Genomic DNA, 20887 nt, shown 5'->3' on the forward strand with positions numbered 1-20887 from the left:
ATCAAAAATATTCGCGAATTATTGCTAAATTTGCGGCGGTATTTTTAATAGGAGAAAATATGGCAGAGATTAAATGCGTGGGCATCCTGACCTCCGGGGGCGACGCTCCCGCGATGAACGCAGCGATCCGCGCCGTGACGCGTGCGGCGATCTACAACGGATTCGAAGTGAAAGGCATCATGCGCGGATACCGCGGTCTGATCACGGGTGAGATTTTCCCGATGAAGACCCAGAACGTCAGCAATATCATCCAGCAGGGAGGCACCATCCTCAAGACCGCCCGGTGCAAGGAGTTCACCACGCCCGAAGGACGCCAGATCGCCTACGACACCATGCAGAAAGAAGGGATCGACGCGCTGGTGGTAATCGGCGGCGACGGTTCGCTGACCGGAGCCCGTATCTTCGCATCGGAATACAACATCCCGATCGTGGGACTGCCCGGCACCATCGACAACGACCTGTACGGCACCGACACGACCATCGGATACGATACGGCCCTCAATACCATCATGGAGGCCACGGACAAGATCCGCGACACGGCCTCTTCCCATGAACGTCTCTTCTTCATCGAGGTGATGGGGCGCAACGCCGGTTTCCTCGCCCTGAACGGAGCCATCGCCACGGGAGCCGAGGCGGCCATCATCCCGGAGATCGCCACGGAGGTCGACCAGTTGGCCGAACTGATCCAGAACGGTTTCCGCAAGTCGAAAAACAGCAGTATCGTGCTGGTAGCCGAAAGCGAGCTCACGGGCGGCGCGATGGGACTGGCCGAACGCGTGAAAAACGAATATCCCCAGTACGACGTACGCGTCACCATCCTGGGCCACATCCAACGGGGAGGTTCTCCCACGGCGAGCGACCGGATTCTGGCCAGCCGGATGGGCGAAGCGGCCATCAACGCCCTGCTGGAGGGTCAGCGCAACATCATGGTCGGCATCCAGAACGACGAACTCGTCTACGTGCCGTTCACCAAGGCCATCCGCAACGACAAGCCGATCAACCGCGACCTGCTCAATACGATCAAGATCCTCTCGATCTGACGGCACGGCGATCCGAGAAAAAGGGGAGGCCCGGAGTGATACTCCGGGCCTCCCCTTTTTCTCCCCCCGGCTCCGTTTCCCGGTTTGCGGTTCCGCGATTAATTTTATAGCTTTGCAACCCCGAAAAAACGAATTCTTTCACTATATTTATACCCGACCGGACTTCCATTCCATGACACCGTATACCCGCACATTTCCCTGTACGCGCCTCTTTCCCGGGGCGCACGAAGGCAGCGTGCGGACAGGAACGGGCCCTTGCCGTCAAGGGTCAGCCAGAAAGGAGCGGCTCCGCCGGAGTATCCCCCGCCCATCTATTTTATTACAGGTACAGCCAATAAACCGGGGCGAAAAAACGTTATTCTACCGGAATCATCCGGGAACTTCCCGATCCGGCACGGGTCTGTCCGCCCAACTGCAGACGAAAACAGCCAGATTCGATCAGGTAATCGACCCCAATCTGCAGATGCGATGAAAACACGCTTGCTCCGAATACGTCCGTTCGTCCTCCTGCTGCTGATCGCAGGAGCCGTATTCGTATTCTCCCCGGCCGTCGCCCGGGATTTCAAATACCTCACCACCCGAGACGGACTCAGCCACAACGGAGTGTACTCCATCGCAAAGGACGGCGAAGGGCTGATGTGGTTCTCCACCGGCACCGGAATCGACCGTTACGACGGCACGTCCATCCGGAACTACCGCCTGTTCGGACCGGAAGAGGACCGCTCGCACATCGGCCGGTTCAACCATGTCGTCACCGATCCGGAACAACGCATCTGGGCCTTCAACGTCAAAGGCGCCCTTTTCCGTTACGATCCCCGGACCGATTCGTTCGAACGGCGGATCGAGGTTCCGAACTCGACCTCCCCGACCAGCATGTCGCTGCTGGGAGTGTGCTTCTCCTCCGGCCCCCTCACACTGCTTTACGGCTCCCTGGGCCTCAAATGTTACGACCGGGAAGACAACCGGCTTCTCGGCGAGAACCTGATGCCCGGCATCTACGTCACGAAAGTGGTCGCCGTTTCCGACTCCCTGTATGCGGTCGGTACGGCCGACGGATTCTACCTGCTGAAACTCGACTCCCCGACCGACTACCGTATCACGCGCATCGAGCCCGAACGACTCGACAGCCGCATCCAGACGCTCCACTACAACGCTGCGGCCGACCGTCTCTACCTGGGCACCTTCAACGGCCGTATCTTCCGGTACGACCTCGCCCAGGGCATTCTGACCCAGATCGTGTCCATCTCTTCCAACACACCCGTCAGGGACCTCACCGAAGGGTTGCACCATTCGCTCTACATCGCCTCGGACGGCATGGGAATCTTCGTCATGGACACCCGTACGGAGAAGATCATCCGCCGGTACGTGGCCACCGAAAACTATACCGACGGCCTCAGCGCCAACTCGATCTACGATATTTACATCGACGACGAAAACCGCCTGTGGATCGGCACCTACATCCGGGGAGTCTGCATCCTCGACAAGAACATTCCCGATTTCACCTACGTCACCCGCCGGGCGGGAAACAACAACTCACTGAACAACAACCTGGTCAGCACCATTATGGAAGACCGGGACGGCGACCTGTGGTTCGGCACCGACGACGGCGTAAGCCTGTACGACACGGGAACCGGACGCTGGCACCACCTCCTCAATACGCGGAACAATCCCGACACGCGGTACAAAATCCTGGCACTGTGCGATGCGGGCGACGGGCTGGTATGGGCCGGAGGATTCGCCTGCGGCGCCGCCCTGATCGACAAACGGACCCTGCGCGTCAGGACGACTCTCCGAGAGCTGTCGAAAGCCCACCGCGGATCGGGCCTGAACCATGTTTACGTCATCTACCGCGATCCTTCGGGCGACCTGTGGTTCGGCGGACTGCACGGCCGGGTGATCCGCTACGATCCGGTTTCGGACGACTACCGCGAATACAAAACTCGCAATGTCAATGCGATCAATTCGTTCGCAGGTAGTATCGTGATCGGTACGGCCCGGGGCATCTTCCGGCTCGACAGGCAGTTGGATACTTTCGTCCCCTGGCCTTCGGAAAACCCGGACTCCCCCCTGCTGAAATCCCACATCAACCACCTGTATCCCGACGGAGACAGGCTATGGTTCAGCACGGAACAGGGACTGGGTGCCTACGACACGCTCCGGAAGAAGACCTTCACCTACAACCGCGAAGACGGTCTCGTTTCGGACATCGTCTACGCCATCACCGGAGATCGGAACGGACGCATTTGGGTGAGCAGCGACCGGGGACTCTCCTGCGTAGACTACCGGACGGGCTCGTTCCTGAACTTCAACGTCGGGAACGGCCTGAAGGACGACAGCTTCAACACCCGGGCCGTATGTCGGACGAAGGACGGAAAACTCTGGTTCGGCAGCTATCTGGGCGCCGTCGCCTTCGACCCGCTCCTCGTACATAAAATCAATGTCCGGACCAAACTCTATTTCTCGGACTTCAAGATCAGCTACCGTTCCGTCTTCGAGAAAAACACGGAATTCCGGATGACGGGCTCGCTCAACGAGCTCTCCGACATCAAACTGAAGTACCGGCAGAACACCTTTTCGTTCGCCTTCGCGGGCATCAACTACACCGATGCCTCCCGGCTCCGTTACGCGTGGAGGCTGAAGGGATACGACGACCAGTGGCTCGAACAGAACGGGACGCCCAGCGCCAATTATGCCAACATTCCCCACGGACACTACACGTTCCAGGTCAAAGCGCTCGACACCGAAAGCGGAGAAGCTCTCGACTACCGGGAGATCCGCATCCGGATCACGCCTCCGTTCTGGGACAGCGTATGGGCCTGGTGCCTCTACCTGATCGTGGCCTCGATGCTGACGTTCGGCATCTACCGCATCGTACACGACCGGATCGAACGGAGGCACTTCGCCCAGAAAATCCGCTATTTCACAGACACGGCCCACGAAATCAAAACCCCTATCACGCTGATCCTCGGCCCGCTCAACAAACTGGCCGAAGAGACATCGCTGCCTCCCCGGGACAGGGACCTGCTGGACATCGCCCTGAAGAACACCAACAAACTGAGCGTATTCGTCAACCGGCTGCTCGACTTCCAGAAGGCGGAGATGCAGGCGATGAAGCTGGTCGTTACACGTCACGATGCAGTGTCCTACATGGAGGAGCGTGTGAACGCCTTCCGCCTGCTCGCCATCCAGAAGCAGATCACGCTGACCTTCTCCAGCCGGCTGATGCAGCGGGAAGTGTGGTTCGACGCGGCAAAAATGGAGACGGTCGTGGACAACCTCCTCTCGAACGCCCTGAAATATTCCCGGGCGGGCGACCGGGTGGACGTTTCGCTCTATCCCGACGAAAAGAGGAACGGCTGGACTCTCGAAGTGCGGGACACGGGAATCGGCATCTCCGCCGAATCCCAGACCCAACTTTTCAAACGCTTCTACCGTGCGGACAATGCCGTGACCTCCGATGAATCCGGCAGCGGGATCGGACTGATGCTCTGTCAGACGCTCACCCGCATGATGAAGGGCAAAATATCGTTCGAAAGCAAATTGGGCGAAGGCTCCCGCTTCCGCCTGACCTTCCCCTACGGCAACGCCCATTTCCGGAAAGAGAATATCGCCGTCGCGCAACCGGAGACGGTCACGACGACTGCCGATCCGGCCGAAGCGCCGGCCGGCGTATCCGCCACTCCGCAGGCGTCGCCGAATACACCCACGCTGCTGGTAGTGGAAGACAACGACGACCTGCGCCGGTTCATCAGCCACTGCATGAACCCCTACTACCGTGTGGCGGAAGCCGCCGACGGAAACGAGGCGCTCCGCCTGCTGCCGGAAGTAAAACCCGACCTGATCCTCTCGGACGTGATGATGCCCGGCATGAACGGCTACGAACTCTGTTCGCGCGTCAAGGGAAATCTGGAGACCTCCCATATCCCCGTCATTCTGATCACCGTCCTGGACGAAAAGAGCGACATGATCGAAGGATACAACCGCGGGGCCGACAATTACGTGATCAAGCCGTTCGACGCCACGCTGCTGAAAATGAAGATCGACAACAGTATCCGGAGCCGCCGCGCACTCAGCGAACGGCTGATGCACTCGATCGGAGGCAGCCAGCAGGTGTCGCTGGAGAACGAACTGGACAACCGCTTCATCCAGGAGATAACGCAGCACCTGGAGGAGCATCTGACCGACAGCGAGTATTCGATCGACCACCTCTGCAAGGACATGGCCCTGAGCCGCTCTTCCTTCTACAACAAGATCAAGGCGCTCACCAACCAGTCCCCGAACGACTTCATCCGCATCTTCCGGCTCAACAAGGCCGCGCAGCTGCTCCGCAACGGGGTCCGAAACGTCAACGAAGTGGCTTACGCCACCGGCTTCTCGGACGTGAAGTACTTCAGCACGGTCTTCAAGAAACACTACGGGATGAGCCCGAGCAAATACGTTCAGGAACAGTAACGGCTCCTTTTGCGGCATCGGTCCCGTCTGAACGGGGCAAAAAGCCGCTTTAACAGAAATCAAACCTTTTTTAAGAGAAAACAAACCTTCGTTAGGAAACGAACTCCTAACATTGTATCGTGAATTCATATCTAAAATAATCAGATAAAATCAAAAAACAAAAACCCTAACCATGATGAAAAATTTCAACTTCAGGTTATTTGTGATTTTGCTGTGCACCGTGTCCCTAAACACGGCCTTCGCCCAGCAGATCGCCGTCCGCGGACGTATCGTCGACGACGGGGGCTCTCCCCTGGCAGGTGTCGCCGTCGTAGTCAAAGGCACCAATAAAGGTACCGTATCCAACGATAAGGGAGAATACAACATCAAGGTAAACTCCGAAAGGGATACGCTTACGTTCAACTTCATCGGTTACACCCCCCAGGAAAAAGTGGTGGGAAAAAACCGCATCATCAACATCAAGATGGCCGATTCGAGCCTCGAAATGGAAGAGGTGGTCGTCGTGGGTTACGGTGTCATGAAACGCCGCGACCTGACCGGTTCGGTCGCGTCGATCCAGGCATCGGATATCGCCAAGGTTCCGGTCAGCAGCGCCGCGGAGGCCATCACCGGTAAACTGGCCGGCGTGCAGGTGACCACCACGGAAGGCGAGCCCGGCGCCGAAATCAAGATCCGTGTCCGGGGCGGCGGCTCCATCACGCAGGACAACGCGCCTCTTTATATCGTGGACGGTTTCCCCTCGGACCTCGGACTGGACGGCGTGGACCCGAACGACATCGAGTCGATCGACGTGTTGAAGGATGCCTCCTCCACCTCCATCTACGGTGCCCGCGGTGCCAACGGTGTGGTGATCGTGACGACCAAAGGCGGCAAGGAGGGCAAATTCAGCGTATCCTACAACGGATACGTGGGATTCCAGAAACTCTCCAAGACCCTGCCCGTGCTCAACTCGCTGGAGTATGCGAAACAGCAGTGGGAGCGGGGAGCCCGCAGCAAGATGGAGAGCGGCGACATGACCGAAAACATCGGCGCATGGGGTGCCTACGAGGATATGAACGCCAACTACATCGACCGGCCCGGTGCCGACTGGCAGGACGAGGTGTTCGGCCGTACGGCGCTCGTTCAGTCGCACAACGTCGCCATCAACGGCGGAACGAAAGCCACCAAGTACACGTTCAGCTTCAGCCGCAGCGACGAAGAAGGTATTCTGATGAACAGCGACTTCGAGCGGAACTCGTTCAAGTTCAAGTTCGACACCAAGGCCAACGACCGGGTGACCTTCAGCGCGAACGGAAGCTACATGGACCGGAAGACGCTGGGCAACGGAACCTCGGAAGCCACCAACTCCTCGGCCTACAGCCCCCTGATCAACATCATCACCTATGCTCCTTTCGGCAGCAGCTCTCTGGACGAATTCATGGAAGAGGAGTTCGACGAGGACTCGAACGAGACTTCGGCCCTGAATCCCAGATACATGACTTCTTCCATTCAGAAAGAGAGGTTGGTGCGTTCGCTCCAGTTCAACGGAGCCATAAGCTACAAACTCCACAAAAACCTGACCCTGCGCGTATCGGGCGGGTACAACCGCACCTGGGACGACACGAACATGTTCTATACGGCCATTTCCGACTATGCCCGCCGCAACGGAGGTCCGAGCGGTTCGATGTACGAGCAGGACAAGGATAAATGGAACACCTCGAACACGCTGACCTATACGAAAAAATTCGGCCGGGATCACGACCTCACCGTCATGATCGGCCAGGAGGCCAACAAGCTCCACTATTTCTCGAAAACACTGACCGCAAACGGATTTCCGAACGAAGACAAAAAATTCTCAGACCTGAAACCGGCAACGACGAAACAGCTCGAATCCAACGAATATTCCGAAGCCCTCCTTTCGTTCTTCGGCCGGGCGAACTACACGTATAAAGGGAGATACATTTTCTCCGCGTCGCTCCGCCGGGACGGCTCCTCCAAATTCGCCAAGAAAAACCGCTGGGGTACCTTCCCCGCAGCTTCCGTGGGATGGCGCATCAGCGACGAAAACTTCTTCCGCCCCCTGCAGAAGGTAGTCAGCAGCCTGAAACTGCGTTACAGTTACGGACAGGCCGGTAACAACCGCATCAACAACTTCCTGTACAGTACGAACTACAGCTCCATCTATTACGGACAGGACAACATGGCGACGCTCGGTCTGGTTCCCGCTTCGCTGGCCAACCCCGATCTGAAATGGGAAACCACCATCACCTCGAACGTCGGTCTGGATTTCGGTTTCCTGAACAACCGTATTTCGGGTTCGATCGAGTACTATAACAACAAGACCAAAGACCTGCTGCTGAATGCCAACATCAGCCCCATGGCCGGTTACTCCACCCAGATGAAAAACATCGGAAGCACCCGCAACCGCGGTTTCGAAGTGGTGTTGAGCGCCGTCATCATGAACAAGAAGGACTTCTCGTGGACGGCCAACTTCAACATTTCGGCCAACCGCAACAAAGTGCTCAAACTGAACGGACAGGAGGACTTCATGAAGGCCTCTTCGAGCTGGGGCAACGTGTCCAGCGACTTCATCGTACAGGTGGGACAGCCCCTCGGCCAGATTCTGGGCTATATCAGCGACGGCATGTACACGGCCAACGATTTCGTCGATGCGGTGTTCGATCCCTCCAGCAGCCAGTACGGGAAGTTCGTTCCGGACAACCTGAAACCGGGTATTCCCTACAACAGCAGCCAGGCCAAGGACACCAACCTGTTGGGTATCCCCAAAATCAAACGGATCGGAAGCGCCGCGGATTCGAAAACGACGACGCCCGACCTGGACCAGACCGTGATCGGAAACACGAGCCCGAAACATTTCGGCGGTTTCAACACCACGTTCCAATACAAGGGTATCGACCTGAGCATCTTCCTCAACTGGGTGTACGGACACGACGTATACAACGCCACCCTGCTGCGCGGCGTGACCCAGATGTACAGCCGGAAAAACATCATCAAACAGGAGGGGCAGCGCTATACGGTGGTGGATCCCCAGACGGGAGTGCCTGTGGTCAACCGCGACCGGCTCAACGAGATCAACGCCAACTCCACGCTGTATGCGAGCGGAACGAAAGCCGAATACCTGGTCAACGATTACGTGGAAGACGGATCGTTCCTGCGCCTGAACAACGTGACGATCGGTTATACGTTCCCGACTCCGTGGCTGAAGAAAATCCACATACAGAAGCTGAGAATCTACGCGACGGGCTACAACCTGGCCACCATCACCGGATATTCGGGCTACGACCCCGAAGTGGACACGCGCCGCAAGACGCCGCTGACTCCCGGTGTGGACTACTCGGCCTATCCCCGGAGCCGCAAGTTCATTTTCGGCATCAACGTAACTTTCTAAATTCCTAACACTAACAATGAACATGAATATGAAAACCATAGCGCTGAAAAGAACTTTCATGGTCGCCCTGTCGGCAGGCAGCCTGCTGATGAGTTCCTGTTCGGATTTCCTCGACATAGCCCCCGACTCGATCTACGCATCCGACAACCTCTACCAGACCACGGACCAGGCGGAACGCACGCTGCTGGGCGTCTATTCCACCCTGTGCAGCTCGAACCTCTACGGCCGTAACATCACCATGTATTACGACCTGGACACCGATCTGGGCATGATCCGTTACGCGAGCGGAGACCCCGCGGACGACGGCGAACGCCGCAGCACGGCCCACTACCTCTTCACGTCCACGACCAAGAACCTTTCCAATACGTGGAACACGCTCTACACCGGCGTGGAACGTGCGAACATCCTGATCGAGTCGATTCCCCAGATGGCCCAGTACAACAACGGAACCGAAGAGGAGAAATTCCTGCTCCGCCAGTACCTCGGGGAGGGACTCACCCTCCGGGCGCTCTTCTATTTCGACCTGATCCGTCTGTGGGGCGACGTACCCTACAAAACCAAATCGTCCGTATCGGGCGACAACTTCGATCTGCCGCGCACTTCACGCGACACCATTTACAAGCACATCATCAACGATCTGCAGACGGCGATCGACATGGTACCCTGGGCCAACGACACCCGGTACGGCAACACCTACCACGAACGCATCTCCAAAGGCGCCGTGAAAGGATTCCTCGCCCGCATCTGCCTCTATGCCGCCGGCTATTCGCTCCGCTGGGACCTGGAAAACCCGACTCCCGCATCGCGCCGGATGGCCCGCATCAACGACGAGAACCGGATTCGGGAACTGTACACCATCGCCCGCGACCAGTGCCATGAGATCATGATGTCCGGCGTCCACAAGCTGACGCCCAGTTACGAGGATATTTGGGTCAAATACATCGGCGGTTACCTCATGAACAATACCGAACGCGAAAACATCTTCGAACTGGGATTCTTCTCGACGCTGAGCACCGCGAATGAAGCCGGCTACTACGGCACCTACATCGGTCCCGAATCGAAAGCTGATCCGTGTCCCGCCACGGGACAGTGCTCCGGAGGCGTTTTCGTAACCCCGGCCCTTCAGCTCGCATTCACCCCGGGCGACACCCGGCGCGACATCACCTGCGCCTACATGAAACACACGAAAGAGTCGGAAATCAAAGGCGCGTTCCGCGACATCTCCAACACCTATGCCGGAAAATGGCGGAACATCTGGGGAAAAAACGAATCGGGCAGCTGCTCCAACTTCAACTTCCCCATGCTCCGATATGCCGACGTGCTGCTCATGTTCGCCGAAGCGGACAGCTACCTGGCCAACGGACCGACTTCGGAAGCCATCGCAGCCTTGAAAGAAGTACGCAAACGCGCCTTCCCCGAGACCACCACATCTTCTACGGAAAAGACGAAAGCCGACATCGATGCCGAAACATATTCTGATTATGATTTTGCAGGATTCCTCGACGTAATCATCGAAGAGCGCGGTTACGAACTGGCTTTCGAGGGATTCCGCAAGACGGACCTCATCCGCTGGAACAAGCTCAAGGAGCGGCTGGAATGGGCGGCCGGCGAACACGAGGCGCTCGACCAATACATGGAAAACGGCGGGACGAGTCCTTACATGGGACAGATTCCCCACCGGCGAGGAACGATCCTCAACAAGAACATGTACTATCGTGAAAACAGCAAGAGCGTAATCTACGAAACGAAGACCGCGGAAGAGACCCCGGTCGTCGGCGAGAATGAGACCCCGTGGAAATCCAGAGGATTCCTGAAAGCCCCCGGAGGCGTTCACAGCAACACCGGCAACTTCATGCACTACGCCCGCGGATTCCAAGAGAACTATTCGGAACTCTTCCCGATTCCGAAAGCCGTGCTCGACGTAACGACGGCCCTCACCCAGATCCCGGGATACGAATAGGCGACACAGATTTTTAGGTTAATTATAGGTTGGTGATACCCGTGCGGCATACGACTTAGCCGTATGTCGTACGGGTATCGTTTTAGGATCATATCCGAACTTTTAAGCATTCTAAAAGCATATGAAACTGATTTTCAAAAACATCTTCCTCGCGCTCGGACTTCTGCTGTGTGCGGGAACCGGCTTTGCGAAACCGGCCGGAATGGAATTGAGGAACACGTTTTCCTCGTGCAGCGTGTATATCGGAGCGGATACGGAATCGCAATGCGACCTGCGTTTCCGCCAGAAGGGAACCGGCGAGTGGAAAGAGGCCTATCCCCCCGTTTACGACACGATCTGGAAGGAATTCCGGGGCAGTATCGTCCTGCTGGACGAGGACACTCCCTACGAAGTGAAAGCCACCCTGACCCGCGACGGGAAAACGATCGGCGAATACACGGGCGAATTCCGCACCTGGACCTCGAACCCGACCGTTGCGAAAACCGTCAAGCTGAGCTCCCTGTTCGGCAAAAAGAAGAACCGCGGCATCGCCGTCGACGGACTGAAGGGAACGGCCGACGGCTGGATCCGGATCGTGGGCGACGAGGAACTCGATGCCGGCAACAAAACGGATTACGCGATCCGCTTCACGAACTGCGAGTACGTCATCCTGGAAGGCGCGACGATCAAGGGCGGTCTCAAATGCGGGATCGACATCACCGAAACGGTCTCCGACCTGCGCATCATCAACTGCGACATCTCCCATTGGGGCCGGGTACCCGTCAGCCAGAACAAGGACGGTCAGTACCTCGACCGGGAGGGCAATAGGATCAACAACGACGGCGGTATCCGCCTGGAACGCGGCCGGAACGTGGTCGTGGAACGCTGCTACATCCACGACCCGAACGGCCTGACCAATCCCTGGCACGGCACGATCCACCTGGGCCCCCTGACCGGCCAGAAATACAGGCAGCGCCATCCGGTAGGCCCGTGCGGCATCTTCGTCGTGGAGAACGGCGGTAATTTCGTCGTCCGCTACAACGACATCGTGGGCAGCCAAGCCCACCGTTACAACGACGCCATCGAGGGCTGGAAGAACGGCTTCGTGGAGGGCGGCTTCAAGGAGGATGCCGACGTTTACGGCAACATGCTCGGCTACGGACAGGACGACGGCATCGAACTCGACGGAGGACAGTGCAACGTTCGCCTCTACAACAACCGTTTCGAACAGACCTACTGCGGCATGAGCCTGGCCCCGAACAAGAAAGGTCCCTCCTACATCTTCGGCAACGTGGTCTGGAACCTGGGCAGTTCGACCGGCTCGGCCAGTGCGGCCGTGAAGAACGGCGGCGGCTTCGAACACACCCTCGGACGCCAGTTCCTTTTCAACAACACGATGTACGTCTTCGGCAACGGCATGCGGGGCGTGGGTTACGGCCGCAAACCGAACGACAGCCGCGAACGGTTCATCGCCACCACCCGCAACAACATGTTCATCTCCGTCCGCAAACCCGAAGGTTCCGGCAAGGACTCCAAAGGCCAGTCCATCACCGACCATTACGAAATTCCCGAAAACGATTTCGACTACGACATGGTCGGCAATACCCGCACGCCGGACAAGAAAGGCTTCATGAAAGCCCGGCCGGGTTCGGAGACCCACGGCGTATTCGCCTGCCCCGAATTCACGAGCGCTTTCCACGGCGTATTCACCCTGAAGGCGAACGACCCGGGAATAGACAAGGGAACGGTGATCCCCAACTTCCGCGAAACCTTCAACGGGAAAGCCCCCGACATGGGCGCCCTCGAATACGGGGCCTCGAGCCTGATCCCGATCCGTCCGATCGACATCGAATCCGATTACTACTATGTCCGCCTGGAAGAGGGAAAGACCAAAACCGTGAAAATCGCCGTCGGCGACATCGGCAAGGAGACCGGCTTCACGATCCGCAAGGCCGAGGACATGGAGTGGCTGACCGTGACCCCTTCGGCCACCACGCTGAAACCCAACTCCACGCTGACACTCAAAATCTCCGTGAAACCGTCCGAAGAGAGGCTCGTGGGCATGTTCTTCGTCCGGCTCGACAACGGATTCTCGGTTCCGATCTCCACCGAACTCAAAAAATAAACCGACCCGAAACCACAATCTGAAATGAACCTGCTGAAAACCCTTGTCCTGGCCGCCGTCGCCTCCTGCTCTCTGGCAGGAGACAGGGCCCAGGAAAAACCGTTCGCCGAAGGCGGCTTCGTCCTCATCCCCGAAACGGAGATCCGGCACGAAGGCAAACCCGCCCGCACGGACGCATTCGAAATCCTCGACCATCCCGTCACCAATGCGGAATACAGGCTCTTCGTGGAAGCCACGGGCCATCGGGCACCCCTGCACTGGAAGGAGGGAAAGATTCCCGCCGGGCGGGAGGAATACCCCGTCATCTTCGTCAACCGCTACGACGCGGATGCCTACACGGAGTGGCTGACCCGCACCACGGGACGAGTCTACCGTATCCCGACCACCGTGGAGTTCAGGGTCGCAGCCCAGGGAGGTCCGAAATACCGGAAATATTTCTGGGGAGACAAGGCTCCGTCGTCCACCTCTGCGGAGACGGTAAACTATAACCGCGACGGCAAACGCGTCTTCAACGAATGGGACAAATACCTCAAACCGGCCCGCTGGGGGGCGAAAAACCCGAGAGGACTCTATCAGATGGCCGGCAACGTATGGCAGTTCGCCCTGCTGAACGACGACCAGTGCACCACCAACTTCAAATACCGGATCTACTGCCAGAGCGATATCGAACGTTCGATCATGGGCGGAGGCTGGTGTTCGCCGGCCGAATTCCTGACCTGCGGATCGGTATTCGCCCAGTCGCCCGGACTCTGCTATCCCGACCTGGGTATCCGGCTGGTACGCGAACCGGAAGGGAAACGGTGGAGTATCCGTGAGCGCGGAGTGGCTGCCTGTGCGGACGGCGACCGTTCGATCGCCCTGAGCTGGGCCCTGCTCCCGGACGATTCCCGCACTACGGCCTTCAACATCTACCGGCAATCCGGCAAACGGAGAATGCACAGCGGATTCCGGATCAACGACCGGCCCGTCCGTACCACCTCTTTCGCGGACACGACCTGCACCCCGGGCGAACGGTACCAGTACCGGATCGTCCCCGTCCTCGCCGACGGCACGGAAGGGAATCCTTCGGAGTGGGTGGGAGCGGACGCGGGGAGTGCCCTGCAACACGTGGTGGCCGTGTTCAAACCCTATTCACCCGTCAAAACGGGCATGACACCGGTTTTCGGCGACCTGGAAGGCAACGGCCGCACGGGCTGCGTGATCCGGCTGGACAACGGCAACAAGGAGAATTCGCAGGACCCCGGAATCCCCGTCCAGCTCGAAGCCTTCTCCTATACGGGCAAATCGCTCTGGCGCAAAAACATCGCCGACCACGACCATGTCTTCGGCAGCGAATGCAACGCCCCCTTCAACGTATGGGACATGGACGGGGACGGACGCGACGAGGTCATCACCCTGCTTCAGATCGGCGAGCAAAACTATGTAGCCATCCTCGACGGACTGACCGGCAAAGTGCTCCGCAAATCGCCCTGGGACCCGATGGAGACCGACATGGCGCGCTCCTCGACCCGCATTCAGATGAGCATAGCCTGCCTGGACGGGAAAAACCCGGCCGTCATCACTCAGACCGGCATCTATGAAAACGAAGTGATTTCGGCCTACGACGCCGGTCTGAACCGGCTGTGGACCTTCAAAAGCCTGATGGAAACCAGCGGCTCCGGCGGCCACAAGGTGGAAGTGATCGACGTGGACGGAGACGGCCGGCAGGAGATTTTCTACGGCACCACCTGCCTGAACCACGACGGCACGGTCCGCTGGTCGATCTACAAAAGCCACCCTGACCTGATTTCGATCCGCGACTATATCCCCTCCCGGCCGGGACTCGAAGTCTGCTATGCTGTGGAGACCTCTTCCCACGCCGGGCTGTACATGGTGGACGCCTCTACGGGCGAAATCCTCTGGGCGCACAACAGGGAGAACGACCCCGCCTGGCGGCACGCCCACATCAACTGGACGGCAGACATCTGGGACGGATCGGAGGGTATCGAATGCGTCTCCAACCGCAACGGCCACAAGGATCACCACATGATGCTCTACTCCGCGGAAGGCAAACTGCTGATGGACGGATTCCCCTACGGTTACACTCCCGTCAAATGGAGCGGTGAGAAAGTGTGCGACCTGCTCCACGGAAACGGCGACCGAATCGGCCGGTTCGACGGCCGGGAAATCGTGCCGCTGGCAGGCGAACGCCCCAATCCGATAAAAAACAGTTCGCTCATCATGACGGCCGACCTGTGGGGCGATTACCGGGAAGAGCTCGTCGTATCGGGCACCGATACCGACGGACGACGGGCCGTATTCGTCATCACGGCGACCCGGCCGATCGACAGGATGTACGTCACCCCGCGGTCGAGTACGGACTACCGTCTCTGGCTCGCCCGCAACAAGGGCGGCGGTTACGGTTCGGTGTACGACTACCCTCTGGAACTTCCCAAAAACAAATGACCATGAAACGACTGCTGACAGGAATCCTCGCGCTCTGCACATGCGCCGCAGGAGAAGCCCGTGACAAAGCGTGGTACACGCAGGGCAGTTTCGCCCCGCAGGTACGCGTGGAGTGCACGGTGGAAAACACACTCGACATCGACCGGGAAAACTGTCCGGTCATCATCCGCCGGGCCGACTTTCCGGTTCCCGACCTGCATGAAATGTGGGTCACCGTGGTCGATCCGGCCCTTCCCCCCGCTCCTGCCCCCACTCCCGAGAGGCTGACGCTGCAGGGCGGCCACGAACTGCGCCGGGAAACCAACGGCCACGCCGTCTACCACCAGGTAGACGATATCGACAAGGACGGCATCTGGGACGAAATCTTTTTCCAGACCGACCTGAAGGCAGGTGAAAAACGGACGTTCTACATCTATCTGGGCGAAAATTCCCGCGGCTGGAACAAACACTATACCCACGCCAACATCGGCAGCTACTGCCGCCACCTGATGCCCTTCTGGGAGAATGAATACGTAGGCTGGAAAATCTGGTTCGCCAACAGTTGCGACGTCTTCGGCAAACGCAAACCGACACTGATGTCGCAGCACCTCTACATGGAGAACATCGACGGCTACGGCATCCAGACGATCGACCCCGACTACGGTTCGGATATCCAGCGCGTGGCCAACAGTTTCGGCGGCGGTTCGGTCTGTCTGTTCGAATTCCCCGAACGGCCCGATTCGGCCTCCCGGCCCCGCTTCACCCCGAAGCATTTCGAACTGGCGCCCAAATCGAAATGGAACGCCGGACAAATGTCCGATACCCGTTACACGTACGACGTGGTGTTCAACGGCCCGATCCGCTCCATGATCCGGATCAAAGGAATGAACTGGGATTCGGGCAACGGATTCTACGAATATGTCCAGGATTACACGATCTACGCCCACACCAACTACTGCACTTCCCGGGTCCGTTTCACCACGTTCGAACCGCGGAAACAGGGCGTGGCACCGGGCTGCGGCGTACGACAAAAGCCCGAACAGGACAACTTCGTCCAGCACGGCGGACTGGTGGTGACCTCCGGCCCCGAATATATCAGCGACCCGGAGAACATCGACAACCGCCCTCCCTGGAAAGTGCCTTTCATCGGCATGGCCCTCGCCGTGAGGGAGCAGTACCGGCCCGAATACCGGTATATCCGGACCAACGACGGCAACCACACGTTCCGCGTCACTCCCGACGCACACAATGCCTACGAATACATGGTCATGGCGAGCTGGGCCGAAGGTCCGCGCTACAACACGAAGGAGACCTTCAACGCCTATGCCGAACAGATGTACCGGGAGTACAACAACCCGGTCAGAGTCGCCTGTGCCAAACCCGAACAAAAATAACACCGGTTCCCGATTAACTATCCGACCATGAAAAAACGACTTATCACGCTGATCTCGCTTCTGAGCGCCGTCACCCTGAGCGCCCAGGAAGCACCCGGCTCCACCCCGCTGATCCAAAACGTCTATGCCCGGCAGACCCAGATCCTGAACGGTTACTGGAACTACCTGATGGACCAGCAGGAGATCGGGTACTACAACTACCGGAATCTGCCCTCGCCGGACGGATTCTTCAAGGACATCCGGGTGGACAACGTCACCACCTGGAAGGAGTACGATTTCGACTCGGCCCCCGTGATGCGCGTTCCCGGCGACTGGAACACGCAGAAACCCGAACTCTACAACTACGAGGGGACCCTCTGGTACAAGAAGAAGTTCCCGTACAGGAAATCGGCCGGAAGGGTCTTCCTCTACTTCGGTGCCGCCAACTACGACACGAAGGTATGGGTGAACGGCGAGAAGGCCGGCGAACACGTCGGAGGATTCACCCCGTTCAACTTCGAGGTGACCGGCCTGCTCCGCGAAGGGGAGAATTCCGTGATCGTGAAGGTGGACAACAAACGTTCGCTGGATGCCGTGCCGACCGTCAATTTCGACTGGTTCAACTACGGCGGACTGACCCGCGACGTGATGCTGGTCGAAGTGCCCGACCGCTTCATCCGCACCTACCGCATCCAGTTGGAAAAGGGCAGCGACCGCACGATCGCGGCCGAAGTCCGGCTCAGCGAGCGGAAAGCCGGGGAAAAGATCACGGTGGAGATCCCCGAACTGAACGTCAGGCGGACGGCTTCGACCGGAGCCGACGGTGTCGCTGCGTTCCGGATCGAGGCGTCTCCCGCACTGTGGAGCCCCGAAACGCCCAAACTCTACGACGTCGTGATCGCCTCGGAGACGGACCGCGTCGCCGACCGCATCGCCTTCCGCACGATCTCCACTCGCGGTCACCAGGTGCTGCTCAACGGCAAACCCGTCTTTCTGAAAGGGGTCTGCATCCACGACGAGGCCCCCTACGGCGGCGGCCGCATCTACTCGGAAGACGAAGCGCACATCCTGCTCAAATGGGCCAGGGAGATGAACTGCAACTTCGTGCGGCTGGCCCATTACCCCCACAGCGAACAGATGATCCGCGAGGCGGAACGCATGGGCATCATGGTGTGGTCGGAAGTCCCCGTCTACTGGACGATCAACTGGGAGAGCCCCGCCACCTTCACCAACGCGAAAAACCAGCTCAGCGAGATGATCGAACGCGACCGTAACCGCGGCAACATCATCATCTGGTCGGTGGCCAACGAAACCCCTCACAGCGAGGCCCGCGACAAATTCCTCTCGGGCCTGATCGCCTATACCCGCGCGCAGGACGACACGCGTCTGGTGAGCCTGGCCATGGAACGGCACGACATTTCGGAGAACGAGATGACCGTGCAGGACAACCTGCACGAACTGGTCGACGTGGTGAGCTTCAACCAGTACGTCGGCTGGTACGTGGGCCGCAACGACAAGATCGACCGCGTGAGCTGGAAAATCCCCTACGGGAAACCGATCATCGTCAGCGAATACGGCGGCGAGTGCATCGCCGGGTACCGTTCGCCCGACAAGAAGATCTGGTCCGAGGAGTACCAGGCCGAACTCTACGCCAAATCTGCCAAAATGTTCGACGAACGCCTTCCGGGACTGGCCGGCACCACGCCCTGGCTCCTGAAGGACTACCGTTCCCCGCGCCGCGTGATGCCCAACATGCAGGACGGCTACAACCGCAAGGGTCTCGTGTCGGAACACGGCCAGAAAAAACAGGCTTTCTACGTCATGCAGCAGTGGTACAAAACCAAATAGCTGCGAGACACCGTTAAAAAAGGGGGGAGCGATCAAAGATCGCTCCCCCCTTTTTCCGTCCGAAACTGCCGGCCGGTTCCCCGGAGAGAAACTCCGTCAGATATTTTTCATCGACAGACTGATCCGGCCCCGCACCCGGTCGATCCCCGTCACCCGTACGGTCACCTGCTGGTGCAGCCTCACCGCCTGATTCGGATCGCTCACGTAACGGTCGGAAAGCTGGGATATATGCACCAGCCCGTCCTGCTTGACGCCTATATCCACGAAGGCGCCGAAATTGGTGATATTGGTCACGATCCCCGGCAGCAGCATCCCTTCGTACAGGTCATCGACCGAACGCACTCCCTCCGCGAACCGGAAAGCCCGGATCGTACTGCGCGGATCGCGGCCCGGTTTGGCGAGTTCGGCCAGGATATCCGTCAGGGTGGGGATACCCGTCTTTTCGGTCACATAGCGGCGGACGTCGATCCGGCTGCGCAGCGCTTCATCCTGCAACAGATGCCGCACGTCCGTTCCCAGATCGGCCGCCATCCGCTCCGCCACTCCGTACGATTCGGGATGCACGGCACTGTTGTCCAGCGGATTTTCGGCACCGTCGATACGCAGGAACCCGGCACACTGTTCGAACGCCTTGGGTCCCAGCCGGGGCACCCGGAGCAGTCCGGCCCGCGAAACGAAAGGTCCGTTGGCCGCACGGTACTCCACGATATTCTGTGCCAGCGCCGGCCCCACGCCCGAGACGTAGGCCAGCAGATGTCTCGAAGCCGTATTGAGGTTCACCCCCACGTGGTTCACACAACTTTCGACCACGGCGTCCAGACTCTCTTTCAGACGTTTCTGGTCCACGTCGTGCTGATACTGTCCCACACCGATCGCCTTCGGGTCGATCTTCACCAGTTCGGCCAGCGGGTCGATCAGACGGCGGCCGATCGAGACCGCCCCGCGCACCGTGACATCGCAGTCGGGAAACTCCTCCCGGGCCGTCTCCGAAGCGGAATAGACACTGGCTCCATCCTCGCTGACAGAGAATATCTCCACCGGGTGCGGGAAAGCGACACCCCGCAGGAACGCCTCCGTCTCGCGTCCGGCCGTACCGTCGCCCACGGCGACCGCCTCGGTCCGATAACGTGCGGCCAACGCCGCGAAACGCTCCGAAGCCTCTTTCTCCCGGCCCTGAGGCGGATGGGGATAGAGGGTTTCGCTGTGCAGCAAGGCACCCTGCTCGTCAAGGCAGACCACTTTGCAGCCGCTCCGGAAGCCCGGGTCGACCGCCATGACCCGCCTGCGACCCAGCGGCGGAGAGAGGAGCAACTGCCGCAGATTGGCGGCAAATACCCGGATCGCCTCCTCTTCGGCCCGTTCCCGCGCCTGCGCGATCGCCTCGGCCTCCATGGAGGGTTTCAGCAATCGCTTGTACCCGTCCTTCACGGCAATCTCCACCTGTTCCCGTGCGGGAGAATCTCCCCGTACGAAAATCCGTTCGAGCTGTTCCAGCGCACGCGCCTCGTCGGGCGCTGCCGCAAGCCGGAGCACCCCCTCCCGTTCCCCGCGCAGCAGAGCCAGCAGACGGTGCGACGGAATCCGGCGCAAGAGTTCCGAACTGTCGAAATAATCGGCGTATTTCACCCCTTCCCGTTCCTTTCCCTTCACCACCCGGGAGACGATCATCCCCTCGTGACGGAAAAGCCGGCGCATGGCGCTGCGGCTCCGCTCGCTCTCGCTGACCCATTCGGCCATAATGTCGCGGGCTCCCTCGAGCGCCTGCTCCGCGTCCCCGACCTCCCCCCGGACGAACCGGGAGGCCAGCTGCCCGGGCCGGGCCCCGTCCTGCCGCATCAGCAGGGCGGCGAGCGGTTCCAGTCCCCGTTCCCGGGCGACGGTCGCCCTCGTCCGCCGTTTCGGACGGAAAGGCAGGTAGATGTCTTCCAGTTGCGCGGAATCGTAGCAGGACTCGATCCGCCGGCGCAGTTCGTCGGTCAGCTTTCCCTGTTCGGCAATCGAATCCAACACGGTCTGCCGCCTCCGGAGCAATTCGGTCAGCCGTTCGTAATCCTGTTTCACGGCCGCCACCTGCACCTCGTCCAGCCCGCCCGTGGCCTCCTTCCGGTAGCGGCTGATAAAGGGGACCGTAGCCCCTTCGTCCACCAGGGCGATCACGCCTGTCACGCCGCCCTCGGGAAGCGACCGGCCGCGGGCGATCAGCCCCGTCAGTTCCTGTTTTTGCTGTCGTGTCATCGGAATGTCTTTTCAAAAGGCCGTCCGGCCCGCGGCAAAGATAGGATTTTACGACGGGAAACC

Annotated in this window: 9 protein-coding genes; 8 read left to right on the top strand and 1 reads right to left on the bottom strand. The window is 59.1% G+C overall.

What is annotated here, in order from left to right:
* Window positions 1–59 precede the first annotated feature (59 nt).
* The 8 genes from pfkA to INF32_RS10745 all read left to right on the top strand — a co-directional run bounded on the left by pfkA (window position 60) and on the right by INF32_RS10745 (window position 18589).
* Window positions 60–1040 (top strand): 6-phosphofructokinase, encoded by a 981-nt coding sequence (gene pfkA / locus INF32_RS10710; protein ID WP_226388397.1) that lies wholly within the window; start codon window positions 60–62, stop codon window positions 1038–1040.
* 468 nt (window positions 1041–1508) lie between these two features.
* On the top strand, window positions 1509–5492 hold the full coding sequence (locus INF32_RS10715) for a hybrid sensor histidine kinase/response regulator transcription factor (protein WP_226388398.1): 3984 nt from the start codon (window positions 1509–1511) through the stop codon (window positions 5490–5492).
* 175 nt (window positions 5493–5667) lie between these two features.
* Complete coding sequence (locus INF32_RS10720) at window positions 5668–8880, top strand: SusC/RagA family TonB-linked outer membrane protein (RefSeq protein WP_226388399.1); 3213 nt, start codon at window positions 5668–5670, stop codon at window positions 8878–8880.
* A gap of 28 nt (window positions 8881–8908) precedes the next feature.
* A complete protein-coding gene (locus INF32_RS10725; protein ID WP_226388400.1) occupies window positions 8909–10840 on the top strand; it encodes a RagB/SusD family nutrient uptake outer membrane protein in 1932 nt (643 codons plus the stop codon).
* 121 nt (window positions 10841–10961) lie between these two features.
* Complete coding sequence (locus INF32_RS10730; RefSeq protein ID WP_226388401.1) at window positions 10962–12944, top strand: right-handed parallel beta-helix repeat-containing protein; 1983 nt, start codon at window positions 10962–10964, stop codon at window positions 12942–12944.
* Between the two features lie 24 nt (window positions 12945–12968).
* Window positions 12969–15389 (top strand): rhamnogalacturonan lyase family protein, encoded by a 2421-nt coding sequence (locus tag INF32_RS10735; RefSeq protein ID WP_226388402.1) that lies wholly within the window; start codon window positions 12969–12971, stop codon window positions 15387–15389.
* Window positions 15390–15391: 2 nt separating this feature from the next.
* On the top strand, window positions 15392–16762 hold the full coding sequence (locus tag INF32_RS10740) for a DUF4861 family protein (protein ID WP_226388403.1): 1371 nt from the start codon (window positions 15392–15394) through the stop codon (window positions 16760–16762).
* A 27-nt stretch (window positions 16763–16789) separates the two neighbouring features.
* The gene (locus INF32_RS10745; protein ID WP_226388404.1) at window positions 16790–18589 is read left to right on the top strand and encodes a glycoside hydrolase family 2 protein; all 1800 of its coding nucleotides are present in this window, start codon (window positions 16790–16792) and stop codon (window positions 18587–18589) included.
* A gap of 96 nt (window positions 18590–18685) precedes the next feature.
* On the opposite strand, the gene INF32_RS10750 is transcribed toward INF32_RS10745, so the two are convergent.
* Window positions 18686–20824, bottom strand: coding sequence for a Tex family protein (locus tag INF32_RS10750; protein ID WP_226388405.1), 2139 nt, complete (start codon window positions 20822–20824; stop codon window positions 18686–18688).
* Window positions 20825–20887 lie beyond the last annotated feature (63 nt).

The sequence above is a fragment of the Gallalistipes aquisgranensis genome (genome assembly GCF_014982715.1).
Classification (GTDB): domain Bacteria; phylum Bacteroidota; class Bacteroidia; order Bacteroidales; family Rikenellaceae; genus Gallalistipes; species Gallalistipes aquisgranensis.

Excerpts from the sequence above, each read along its gene's own strand:
- pfkA (WP_226388397.1), top strand. The coding sequence starts at position 60 with ATGGCAGAGATTAAATGCGTGGGCATCCTGACCTCCGGGGGCGACGCT.
- INF32_RS10715 (WP_226388398.1), top strand. The coding sequence starts at position 1,509 with ATGAAAACACGCTTGCTCCGAATACGTCCGTTCGTCCTCCTGCTGCTG.
- INF32_RS10720 (WP_226388399.1), top strand. The coding sequence starts at position 5,668 with ATGAAAAATTTCAACTTCAGGTTATTTGTGATTTTGCTGTGCACCGTG.
- INF32_RS10725 (WP_226388400.1), top strand. The coding sequence starts at position 8,909 with ATGAAAACCATAGCGCTGAAAAGAACTTTCATGGTCGCCCTGTCGGCA.
- INF32_RS10730 (WP_226388401.1), top strand. The coding sequence starts at position 10,962 with ATGAAACTGATTTTCAAAAACATCTTCCTCGCGCTCGGACTTCTGCTG.
- INF32_RS10735 (WP_226388402.1), top strand. The coding sequence starts at position 12,969 with ATGAACCTGCTGAAAACCCTTGTCCTGGCCGCCGTCGCCTCCTGCTCT.
- INF32_RS10740 (WP_226388403.1), top strand. The coding sequence starts at position 15,392 with ATGAAACGACTGCTGACAGGAATCCTCGCGCTCTGCACATGCGCCGCA.
- INF32_RS10745 (WP_226388404.1), top strand. The coding sequence starts at position 16,790 with ATGAAAAAACGACTTATCACGCTGATCTCGCTTCTGAGCGCCGTCACC.
- INF32_RS10750 (WP_226388405.1), bottom strand. The coding sequence starts at position 20,824 with ATGACACGACAGCAAAAACAGGAACTGACGGGGCTGATCGCCCGCGGC.